Annotated in this window: 8 protein-coding genes and 4 pseudogenes; 1 reads left to right on the top strand and 11 read right to left on the bottom strand. The window is 43.8% G+C overall.

Annotated features, from left to right (window positions below):
* Nucleotides 1-90: 90 nt before the first annotated feature.
* Nucleotides 91-1,465 (bottom strand): annotated as a pseudogene (locus tag JCM16418_RS04550) (class I SAM-dependent rRNA methyltransferase).
* Nucleotides 1,466-1,641: 176 nt separating this feature from the next.
* Here JCM16418_RS04550 and JCM16418_RS27100 point away from each other — a divergent pair.
* Nucleotides 1,642-2,604 (top strand): annotated as a pseudogene (locus JCM16418_RS27100) (Na/Pi cotransporter family protein).
* A gap of 21 nt (nucleotides 2,605-2,625) precedes the next feature.
* Here the strand turns inward: JCM16418_RS27100 and JCM16418_RS04540 are convergent.
* The 10 genes and pseudogenes from JCM16418_RS04540 to dnaK form a co-directional block, all read right to left on the bottom strand.
* Nucleotides 2,626-3,057 (bottom strand): NUDIX hydrolase, encoded by a 432-nt coding sequence (locus tag JCM16418_RS04540; RefSeq protein ID WP_036646605.1) that lies wholly within the window; start codon nucleotides 3,055-3,057, stop codon nucleotides 2,626-2,628.
* 140 nt (nucleotides 3,058-3,197) lie between these two features.
* Nucleotides 3,198-4,537, bottom strand: a pseudogene (gene mtaB / locus JCM16418_RS04535) (tRNA (N(6)-L-threonylcarbamoyladenosine(37)-C(2))-methylthiotransferase MtaB).
* 2 nt (nucleotides 4,538-4,539) lie between these two features.
* On the bottom strand, nucleotides 4,540-5,301 hold the full coding sequence (locus tag JCM16418_RS04530) for a 16S rRNA (uracil(1498)-N(3))-methyltransferase (protein ID WP_036646603.1): 762 nt from the start codon (nucleotides 5,299-5,301) through the stop codon (nucleotides 4,540-4,542).
* Nucleotides 5,302-5,399: 98 nt separating this feature from the next.
* A complete protein-coding gene (locus JCM16418_RS04525) occupies nucleotides 5,400-6,083 on the bottom strand; it encodes a site-2 protease family protein (RefSeq protein ID WP_036646602.1) in 684 nt (227 codons plus the stop codon).
* Nucleotides 6,083-7,056, bottom strand: a pseudogene (prmA, locus tag JCM16418_RS04520) (50S ribosomal protein L11 methyltransferase). The gene JCM16418_RS04525 and the pseudogene prmA overlap by 1 nt, the downstream one beginning before the upstream one ends.
* Nucleotides 7,057-7,227: 171 nt before the next feature.
* Nucleotides 7,228-7,608 carry a hypothetical protein gene (locus JCM16418_RS04515; RefSeq protein WP_036646600.1) on the bottom strand — a complete coding sequence of 127 codons (381 nt, stop codon included), beginning with the start codon at nucleotides 7,606-7,608 and terminating at the stop codon, nucleotides 7,228-7,230.
* Nucleotides 7,605-7,802: a YfhD family protein gene (locus tag JCM16418_RS04510; RefSeq protein ID WP_036646599.1), complete on the bottom strand. Its 198-nt coding sequence runs from the start codon at nucleotides 7,800-7,802 to the stop codon at nucleotides 7,605-7,607. The genes JCM16418_RS04515 and JCM16418_RS04510 overlap by 4 nt, the downstream gene beginning before the upstream one ends.
* 23 nt (nucleotides 7,803-7,825) lie before the next feature.
* Nucleotides 7,826-8,191 carry a hypothetical protein gene (locus tag JCM16418_RS04505; protein WP_036646597.1) on the bottom strand — a complete coding sequence of 122 codons (366 nt, stop codon included), beginning with the start codon at nucleotides 8,189-8,191 and terminating at the stop codon, nucleotides 7,826-7,828.
* A 168-nt stretch (nucleotides 8,192-8,359) separates the two neighbouring features.
* Nucleotides 8,360-9,490 carry a molecular chaperone DnaJ gene (gene dnaJ, locus JCM16418_RS04500; RefSeq protein WP_036646594.1) on the bottom strand — a complete coding sequence of 377 codons (1,131 nt, stop codon included), beginning with the start codon at nucleotides 9,488-9,490 and terminating at the stop codon, nucleotides 8,360-8,362.
* A gap of 118 nt (nucleotides 9,491-9,608) precedes the next feature.
* Nucleotides 9,609-11,453, bottom strand: a complete 1,845-nt coding sequence (gene dnaK, locus JCM16418_RS04495) for a molecular chaperone DnaK (RefSeq protein ID WP_036646593.1) — start codon at nucleotides 11,451-11,453, stop codon at nucleotides 9,609-9,611.
* Between the last annotated feature and the right edge of the window lie 35 nt (nucleotides 11,454-11,488).

The following is an 11,488-nucleotide window of genomic DNA, read 5'->3' as shown; positions in this document are numbered from 1 at the left end:
AAATTGTAAAATGTTAGGGATTTGAAAATAAATAAACCCCTATAGCATTCTGAGTGCCATAAGGGATCGATGTCCATCTATAAAATAGTATTAAAGAGCGGTTTTGCTGCGCACTTCAAAAATCGCAAATTTGAGATAATGACCTTCATCGACACCCAGAATTTGTGGGTGGTCCTTACCTGCCGCTCTCCACTCTACGAGTCGAAGAATTTTACCGGCGTCAGCAGCTGCTTCTTGAATCGTCTCCAAGAACAAATCCGGACGCATGTGGTAAGAACAGCTAGCTGTCACTAGAAATCCACCCTCATTCACAAGCTTCATTCCATGCAAATTGATGTCCTTGTAACCACGGCATGCGCCTTTAACAGCACTCTTGGTCTTGGCAAATGCAGGCGGGTCTAGAATAACCACATCCCAGGTCCGGCCGATCCCAGCTGTCATCGCCTTAGAGGTATCGACTTTATCCGTTTTGCCTCCAGCACGTAGCTGTCTTTCCTCTGCACCCTTGACCTGAGAACGTAAATATTGGAAAGCATCATCAACAACAAACTCGACCCGATCTTCAAAACCATTTAAAGCCACGTTATCTCGCGCACTTTCAATGGCATGTTCTGAAATATCTAGACAAGTTACTTTCTTAGCTCCATATTTACAAGCGTTCAAGGTGAAACTGCCCGTATGCGAGAAGCACTCCAGTACTGTAGCGCCATCCAGTACGGGAAGGTAACAACTTTACCACTTTTATTAACAGGTTGCTTAGAAACTTCACCATCCTGATCAACCTCTTGCAGTGTAATCCCGCTCCGATCGCCCCAGCCCGTCATCAGCGGCTGAATGGAAGCACGGTTTTCACGTTGATCGAAGAAATATCCGGTCTTCTGTCCTTCTTCAATATCAACACGAATTTGAAGTCCATTTTCAAGCACCGTAACATAACGAGGACATTCCCCATATAGAGAACCCTTCACTTGCTCCAGTCCTTCTAGCTCACGAATCGAAACGTCACTGCGTTCGTAAATACCCTGTGGCTGCATAACTTCAACCAGTGCATCTACAATTTCTTTGCGTCTTTTGTCCATACCAAGTGTTAGCAGCTGAACGACGAGCACATCACCAAATCGATCCACAATGAGACCTGGCAAAAAGTCTGCTTCACCATATACCAATCGATAAGCATTCTCTTCTTGTAAAAAACGTTCCCTATGCTTCAAGCAGCTGCGGAAGCGCTCTGTAAAAAAGAGTTGATCCATTTGTTCAATGGGTTGATACGAAACAGCTCGCACCGTTATTTGTGATGTAGGGTTATAATAACCTGTTGCCAGATATCTTCCCTGATGGTTCGTTATATTTACTAAATCTCCTGCCTCTGGATTTCCTTCTACCGAGCAATTTCATTTCCGTAGACCCAAGGATGTCCCTGTTCCAATCTCTTCTTACGACTACGCTGTAAAACAACTGATGCCAATGCCTTTCACTCCTTCTTATGTTCTAACCATTGTATGTGATGTTTATTTCCATTTTGATCGATAGCTGAACGGAAAGGTTCAGGAACTTGTCATGGTTGTCCTGCTCTCTTCATATATGTGAACTGTAGAAAAACAAATATGTTGAGCAGATATATACAAAGGAGAACACCCAACCATGTTGACCTCTATCGTATTTCCGGTCTTATCCGGACTTGTTATATTCCTTGTGGGCATGAAGGTTATGGAGGCTGCCCTAAGTCGCTGGGCAGGGCCTCTGCTATCGTCCTTCTTGCGTAAAGCAACGGCATCTCCGCTTAAAGGATTACTGTTCAGCACAGGTATTACAGCCATCCTTCAAAGCAGCACAGCGGTAACTGTGCTTACGATTGGACTAGTCAATGCTGGACTGCTTACTTATGAACGCACGCTAGGATTATTCTTGGCAGCAACATCGGTACATGTCTCACTACCGAGCTGATTGGATTACAAATCGGCCAATTAGCTCTACCGCTGCTCGTTGCTTCGCTCGTAAGCTGGGGGGCGGCAGTCACATTAGCAGAGCAGCCGCCCCGCTTTATTAGACGAGTCTACCATCTGTTACAGCCAGCACAATATCTCAGTCTTGCCATAACTGGATTCGCTCTGGTCATGTTAGGCATCCATATCATGCAAACCATCAGCTGCCTTGCAGAATGCAGGCCTCTTTGAATGGTTTGTAGACCGTTCATCGCATAATGTATGGATGGGCTTTGCAGCTGGATTTTGCCTGACAGCCTTGATGCATAGCAGCGCAGCTGTCATTGGGCTTGCCATTGCCCTCGCTGGTACTGGCACTTTACCCGTTGAAGTTGGCATTGCGATTGTACTCGGATCAAATGTTGGTACATGTGTAACTGCGCTAATAGCTTCCGTAGGAAGCACAAAGTCAGGCAAGTTCGTAGCATGGTCGCATGTCGTGTTAAACGCTGGCGGAGCTCTGCTGTTTCTTCCGCTCATTCCCTATCTACATAACGCTGTCGCCTGGATGTCACCCGATCATGGCGTACAAATTGCTCATGCCCAGACTCTATTCAATGTGCTTAGCTCACTTATAGCCTTACCTCTATGCTACTTACCTATCTGGAAGAGGGCTACTTAAAAGCCAAATGAGAAGACTCATTTATACATGGATATCAAGCAAGGCTAAGGCTTTACGCACAATCATATCATTGTTATCGTAACCGCCTTGTTCCTGCTTAGTCCAAGCTTCCTGTGGATCATACCAAGCTACGCCATTAATCTCTTCGACTTGCGGCTGTAAGCTCCCACTTTTAGCTTCAACAAGATAGTAATGCACTTCTTTATCTACCTGTCCAAGTATTGAATTAATATACGTATACCGAATAATATCTACAGGAGAAATAATTTCACCGATGATGCCAGTCTCTTCTTCAATTTCTCTTAATGCCGTTTCTTCCACTGTTTCACCCGGCTCCATTTTACCTTTGGCGAGTGATACTTTACCGTAACGGTCCATAATCAGTTGGATTTCATATTGTCCGTTTACACTACGGTACACGACGCCGCCTGCGGAAATTTCTTTTTTGGTCATAGGGAGTGAACCCTCCTTTTTCTATTCAAATATGTACGATATCTATAGGACAACAAGGATTCCACCTCCTCATGTAAGCTGGAAATGAAATCCTTGCATTCTTCTAGCAGATTTCACCCGGAACTCTGCTTTATTTTTCCTTACACTAATACCTCAGGTTGCTCATCCATGACGCGCACCAATTGACCTTCGCATTCATGAACTCCGGCTTTCGTCAGCTTCACTCGGCACAACTTACCCTGAAGATCATCTGGTCCGTCAAAAATCATCTGTAAATAGTTATCGCTGAATCCATGTACCTTACCCGGACCGTGCACTCCTTTGGAAGAACCCTCTGGAATCACGTCCATGACTTGACCCACAAATTGCTGGGCATAAGAAAGCTGCATTTCCTCAGACAGCTTAATCAGTTCATGCACACGTGCATGCTTGATGTCTTCGTCCACCTGATCCACCATACGTGAGGCTGGTGTTCCGTTGCGCTGAGAATAGGGGAAGACATGCATTTCCGAGAATTGAATGGCTTTCATTAATTCATAACCATTGCGGAACATTTCATCCGTTTCACCTGGGAATCCGACAATAACGTCTGTTGTAATACCTACGTCCGGCATCGCCTGACGAATAAGCTGCATTTTGTCATAAAATTGTTCAGTCGTATATTTACGACGCATCCGTTTCAGCACAGTATTGTCACCAGCTTGTAACGGAATATGTAAGTGACGACACATTTTAGAGGACTTGTTCAGCACCTCAAGCATGCGCTCATCAATTTGACTCGCTTCAATAGAACTGATACGGATTCGCTCTAGACCGTCTACCTTATCCAAATCCCATAGTAGGTCCGAAAGACGATACTGATCCAAATCATCACCATAACCGCCCGTATGGATACCCGTGAGCACTATTTCCTTGTACCCAGCATCTACCAACTGGTGCGCTTGTGTGATGATGCTCTTAGGATCGCGACTGCGGGACAGCCCACGTGACCAAGGAATAATACAGAAGGTACAGAAGTTATTACAACCATCTTGAATTTTCAGAAAAGCCCGTGTCCGATCAGCAAAATCAGGTACGTCCATTTCCTCAAACACACGATTCTTCATAATATTGCGAACCGCATTAATAGGCTGACGTGATTCAGAAATTTGCTTCACATAAGGAATGATGCGTTCGCGATCTTGGTTTCCGATAACCAAATCCACACCGGGAATATCCAATATTTCAGCTGGAGAAGTTTGTGCATAGCATCCTGTTACCGCAATAATGGCTTCCGGATTACGTCGTATTGCACGGCGTATAATCTGACGGCTTTTCTTATCTCCTGTATTCGTAACTGTACATGTATTAATTAAATAAACATCGGCGGTCTGCTCGAAATCGACTTGTTCATAGCTTCATTCTTAAATAGCTGCCAGATGGCCTCAGTATCATAGAAATTAACTTTGCACCCTAATGTATAAAATGCTACGGATGACATGTTCAAACTCCCCCCATTTCTCCAAACTCGTATAATATGCAGGCAAGTGCGACCATTCCTGCTGTTTCGCAGCGTAATATACGTCGTCCTAGGCCGGTGCTAGAGGCTCCTGCTTCTTCGGCTTGATGACATTCCTGCTCACTAAATCCACCCTCTGGACCTACGATGAGCAAAATCCGAAGTTGCTGCTCGTTAGCATCTAAAGTAATGGACCTCAGCGCATCACGCAGCTGAAGACCCTGTTCTTTTTCATAGCAAAAATATACAGCATCATAATCAGTGAAAGACTGAAGCAGCTTCTTCCACGATAATGGCTGATGCACTTCAGGAATAATATTTCGATGGCTTTGCTCCGCAGCTTCCTTAACGATTTTGCGCCAACGATCCAAACGTTTCTCTTCCTTCTTCGCATCGTACTGCACAATCGTTCTTTCGGATAGAAAAGGCACAAAAGACACGGCACCAATTTCCGTACATTTCTGCAAAACCGTCTCCATCTTATCGCCTTTAGGCAAGCTCTGCGCCACCGTTACTTTAACGAGAGCCTCCTGTAGCATTTCAAGCGGTTCTACCACCACAGCAGTTACAGATCCAATCTCAATGGACTCAATTTCCACAATGGCTTCTCTTGCAATACCATCACTAACAATAAATGAATCGCCAGGTTTACTACGCATAACCTTAGCGATATGGCGAGCATCCTCGCCTGTAATTTCAACTCGATCTTCCTTGAATTGCTCCGGTAACACAAAATATCTCTGCATTATTATCAACATCCTATCCCATAATCACAAAAATCATCATACAACGTTTGCCACGATATGAAGTGATTGATTCATCGGTTTGTTTGTAAGTTCCGGCCCTAGCCTCCAAGCAAAACTAAAAACATTTGTATAAAATTAAGATATAAAAATTTTGTCAATTCATAAATGGGATCGATTGTAAATGCCCGCAATGCAGGTATGAACAAAATCAATAGGAAAATAAATATTGACCACTGCTCCCACTGCTGAAGTTTTGCCCGTACTTTTGGTGGAACAAGATCCTCAAGAATTCGATAACCATCAAGAGGCGGCAGTGGAATAAGATTAAACAAGAACAAGAAAAAGTTCATGAACGAGAAATAATACAGGAAAGTCGCTATTGCTTCTTGAAGTTTCAAATTGGTCATTGATTCGATATATCCAGTATGAATTAGCACAGCATAAATGAAAGATCCAATAATCGCTAGCACAAAGTTGCTTAACGGTCCTGCAATAGAAACTACAATTCCCATTAGACGCGGTCTTGCGAAGTTATCCCGATTAACCGGAACAGGTCTTGCCCATCCGAAGCCAGCAATCAATAATAGCAAAATACCAAAAAAATCAAAATGAACCGTTGGATTCAATGTTACTCGGCCCAACAATTTTGCGGTTGGATCACCAAATTTATTAGCAAAATACGCATGCGAAAATTCATGCACTGTAAAGGCAATAACAATGACAACTAAATAAAAAGGTAGTATAGCAAGCGGAATTCGAAATAAATCATTTAGAAAATCCATTAAGACCTCTTTCTGGCCACAAATGCCACCCAATCTTCATCACGGTTTATTTCTTCAATACTAAAGCCCGCATCGATTAGAGCCTTCTCAACGATATCGACTTTATTCTTATAAATACCTGATGCGATGTAACTCCGTTTGGTTCTAATGCACGATATACATCATCAATAAACAGCAAAATAACTTCAGCTAGAATATTAGCGACAACGACTTTTACAGGTAACTCTATACCTAATACATCACGTCCATTTTCCCCGCCAAGAAGCGATAATAAATCACTTTCTTTAACCGTAATTTGAGCGTCCATCTCATTGATTTGAGTATTTTCCTTCGCACATGTCACAGCAACCGGATCAAGATCAAGTGCTAGTACATGCTTAGCTCCTAGAAGAATTGCACCAATTGCCAATATCCCTGAACCTGTCCCAACATCAATGACTTCCTCATCGCCCTTGATTACTTTCTCAAGCGTACGTAGGCATAACGAAGTTGTCGGATGAGCACCTGTTCCAAAAGCCATTCCTGGGTCCAAATGAATGATCTTCTCAGCGTCACTTTCAGGCGAGTAATCTTCCCAGGTTGGTTTAATAGTCAAACGTTCAGATACCCGCAGAGGTTTGAAATATTTCTTCCATGCATCTGCCCACTCATCTTCATTTACTAATCTAAGCTCAAAGCGCGGGTTACCAGGATCAATATCAAAACTGCGAAGCTCTTCAATGCGTTCTTGAATATCCACTGCAATATCTTCCATAGGTGATTCCTCAGCGAAATACCCTTTAATTTCGACTTGTCCTTCAGGGATATCATTTAGCGGTTGATCATACCATTGTCCGTATGTGGTATCCCGTTCCTTATTCAGTGTGCCAGATTCCTCAATGGACACCCCGCCAGCCCCTGCTTCATGTAAAAAGTTTGAAATCATTTCTACGGCTTCTTCCGTAGTATGTATTGTGAATTCATGCCATAACATATCTCTTTATCGTCCTCCTTGACCTTTTGCATACGTACCATTGTACTATACATGACGAGCTGTGTACAAAATTTAAGTCATCTCATCACTAAGGGTGTTTACAGATGAAAAAGGCCGGGCAGATTCACACCTGTCCGACCTCAAATAAAATTCAGCTTGTCGCTAGTTTTCTTACCTCAAACGTCCACCCTGCTGTTCTATTACTTGCGCTGCTCGTTGCGCCCATGACTGAGGTATAGCCACGGAAAGAAGTACATGTTCATCGGGCTGCCCACTTACTATTCCCTGACGTAGCAACATATCTCGACTTACATCTTCTCCTCCGAGTACCCCAGCAAATGCTGTTGGTGGACTTCCTAAACTGTAAAGCGAAGCAAATCCGAGTGAACGCATCCCGTATGAATTCTCTGAGCTACTAGAGGTATTCGAATTACCTCCAAACTTTTCAATACGCACTGATTCTAATGGTAAATTACGCAGAAGCTGTTCAGCAATATCAGCATCGGTCCGTCTGGAAAAATAAGCTTCTAACCTGCGGAACTCTTCACTCAAAGCTCGTTCCACCCTCCGTCGTTCATCTTGCGCAGTTGACGATTGTCAGATTCCTCGCTCCGGCGAATCGCTTCAACATCATCAGCGTCAGCCTCCAAAGCAGCAAATTCAACATCCTCGACTTTCATCGATGCGAGTTCCTTCATTTTTTCTGTTTTGGACATAATACGTCCTTTTTTATCTCGATCTGCCATAAATTACGGCCTCCTTATATGATTTATACCATACCATCGGCTTCCACAATAAGCTTCAGCGCCTGTTCAAATGATTCTTCTTCGACCACAACCGTCAGTAGAATATCTCGCCCCGTTGGGCCACCTTGCCCACCATGGCTCATGCCACTCACGGACGAATCTGCCCCAGCCATAATGCTTGCAGAAACAGGATCAAGTGAACCTGTGCCCATGGAAGAAATACTAATTACATCTCCTGCAAAATGGGTTTCTTTATACATCTCCATATCCGGGAATCGGCTGAAACGGTCGATGGACATATCTACAACGCGCAGTGATTGTAGTTTCTTTGAGACACTTTCGGCATCCTCTGGGCTTTTAAAATAAGCAAGGATATTTTTCTCTGACATGTGTTTCTCCTACTCTAAAATAATTTCTTACCCGCGAAGTACAAATTTAGCTTCCGCCACAGCCGAAAATTTATACGTTTTGATTGTCTGCATAGCAAAAAAGCCTTCAATTCTAGAGATAGAATTGAAGGCTTTTACAGTGAGGAGTTCTCTTATGATTCGAACGGATCAGTCTCCGCGGAATGCACGCTTCATGCGATCAAAGAAAGATTGCTCATGCTCATGCGTTTGTGCTCCATCAAGTGATGCGAACTGACGAAGCAGGTCTTTCTGCTCATCGCTAAGTTTACTTGGTGTAACGATGACCACTTTTACATGTTGATCTCCTTGACCGATACCACGTAAACGAGGTACGCCTTTACCTTTGAGACGGAAGAACGTTCCTGTCTGTGTTCCAGCCGGAATCTTGAGCTTCACACGCTCAGTCAGCGTTGGAATTTCAATTTCATCGCCTAATGCTGCTTGCGCAAAAGTTAGAGGAATTTCACAGTAGATATCGTCGTCTTCACGTTCAAAGAAATCATGCTGTTTAACACGAATCACGATATAGAGATCGCCTGAAGGCCCACCACGTAGGCCGCCTTCGCCCTCTCCAGTCATACGAAGCTGAGCACCATCATCCACGCCAGCAGGGATCTTGACATGAATCTTGCGCTGCTTCTTGACCTTACCGCTACCGCTACAAGTTGAACATTTTTCTTTGATAATTTGTCCGCTGCCTCCACAATTGGAACATGCACGACGGTTTACCATTCTGCCGAAAGGTGTGTTCTGCACAACTTCTTGCTGACCGCTACCACTACATACCGAACATGTCGTTGGCTTCGTACCTGGCTTAGCGCCTGAACCGTGACAAGTATCACAGTTTTCTGTACGAGGGATCGTGATATCCGTTTCTTTACCGAATACCGCTTCCTTAAATTCAATCGTCATCGTGTACTGTAGATCGTTTCCACGTGTTGGTGCGTTAGGATCACGTCGACCACCACCGCCACCACCGAAGAACATATCAAAAATATCGCCTAAGCCGCCACCAAAGTCACCGCCTGAGAAGCCGCCGCCACCCATGCCTTGATTCGGGTCAACATGACCAAACTGATCATACTGAGCACGCTTTTGGCCATCACTCAGTACATCATAAGCCTCTTTAACTTCTTTAAATTTGGCTTCCGCATCATCTGCTTTGTTTACATCCGGGTGATACTGGCGAGCCTGCTTACGATAAGCTTTTTTCACATCTTCATCCGAAGCATCTTTACCTACACCTAAAACCTCATAATAATCACGCTTTTCAGCCACTCTTCCACCCCCAATATTTCAGGATTATCCCTACTTAGTTGCATGGACAAAAGGAAAGCCAAAGCTTCGGGATGCCCCGGCTTTGACCTTCCCTTTCCTGAACATAACTTTCTATAGGTTAACCTTGATTCTTATCTTCGTCAACAACCTCATAGTCAGCGTCTACGACGTTGTCTTTTTTAGGTGCGCCTTCTTGGCCGCCTTCAGCGCCTTGAGCTTGCTCCGCTTGTGCTGCTTGCTCATATAATTTCACGGACAACTGTTGAACAATCTCAGTCAACTCTTCAGTTGTCGATTTAATTTGCTCAAGATCATCCGTTTCCAGTGCAGCTTTCACCTTCTCTTTAGCTGCATTTGCTTTTTCAACTTCAGCTGCATCCACTTTATCGCCTAGGTCTTTAATTGTTTTATCCGTAGAATATACGAGTTGGTCCGCATTATTCTTCGCTTCAATCAATTCCTTACGTTGACGATCTTCATCAGCGTGAGCTTCAGCGTCCTTCATCATGCGTTCAACTTCTTCATCACTCAAACCGCTAGATGATGTAATGGTGATTTTTTGCGTTTTGTTTGTACCTTTATCCGTTGCAGATACGTTAACAATACCATTCGCATCGATGTCAAAAGTAACTTCGATTTGTGGTACACCACGTGGTGCTGGAGGAATATCTCCAAGCATAAAGCGTCCTAGTGTTTTGTTACCAGCTGCCATTTGACGCTCACCTTGCAGAACGTGAATTTCAACGCTTGGTTGGCTGTCAGCATAAGTCGAGAACACTTGTGATTTACTAGTTGGGATCGTTGTATTGCGCTCGATCATTTTCGTAAACACGCCACCTGCAGTTTCAATACCTAGGGACAATGGAGTTACGTCCAGAAGGACAACGTCTTTCACTTCACCAGTCAATACGCCGGCTTGAACAGCTGCACCAAGTGCAACGACTTCATCTGGGTTAACACCTTTGTGAGGATCTTTACCAGTCAATTTCTTAATTGCATCTTGTACTGCAGGGATACGAGTCGAACCACCTACAAGAACAATTTTATCAATATCATTAGAAGTCATACCTGCGTCACTCAAAGCTTGACGAGTTGGTCCGAGAGTACGTTCAACCAAACTTGCAGTAATTTCATCGAATTTAGCGCGAGTCAGGTTAATCTCCAAGTGCTGTGGTACGCCGTCAGCTACAGTGATAAATGGCAAAGAAATTGTAGTTGTCAGAACGCCTGACAATTCTTTCTTCGCTTTCTCAGCAGCGTCTTTCAGACGTTGTACCGCTGCTTTATCCTTGCTAAGGTCGATACCTTGATCTTTTTTGAATTCACTTACCAGGTATTCCATTACCACTTGGTCGAAGTCGTCTCCGCCAAGGTGGTTGTCACCACTTGTAGCTTTAACTTCAAAGAAACCATCGCCTAGTTCAAGAATGGATACGTCGAATGTACCACCACCAAGGTCATAAACAAGAATCGTTTGATCTTCGGATTTCTCAAGACCATAAGCAAGAGCTGCAGCCGTAGGCTCATTGACAATACGTAGTACATCTAGACCTGCAATTTTACCTGCATCTTTAGTTGCTTGACGTTGACTGTCATTGAAGTAAGCAGGAACGGTAATAACGGCTTGCGTTACCGTTTGTCCCAAGTAAGCTTCTGCATCGGATTTCAGCTTTTGCAAAATCATTGCAGAAATTTCTTGAGGTGTATAGTCATTACCTTCAATTGTTTCTTTATGGTTTGTACCAATATGACGTTTAATGGAGCTGATCGTACGATCAGGGTTTGTAATGGATTGACGTTTTGCTGTTTCACCAACAATACGCTCTCCATCTTTCTTAAAACCTACAACGGATGGAGTTGTACGAGCGCCTTCCGGATTCGGAATAACGACAGCCTCGCCGCCTTCCATAACAGCTACACAAGAGTTTGTGGTTCCAAGGTCGATACCGATAACTTTACTCATTAAAATTTCCTCCTTATAATGAATGAACTTTGCAT

It is taken from the genome of Paenibacillus pini JCM 16418 (assembly GCF_000576305.1).
GTDB lineage: Bacteria > Bacillota > Bacilli > Paenibacillales > Paenibacillaceae > Paenibacillus_AQ > Paenibacillus_AQ pini.
This window is presented reverse-complemented; position numbering and strand designations above follow the sequence as displayed.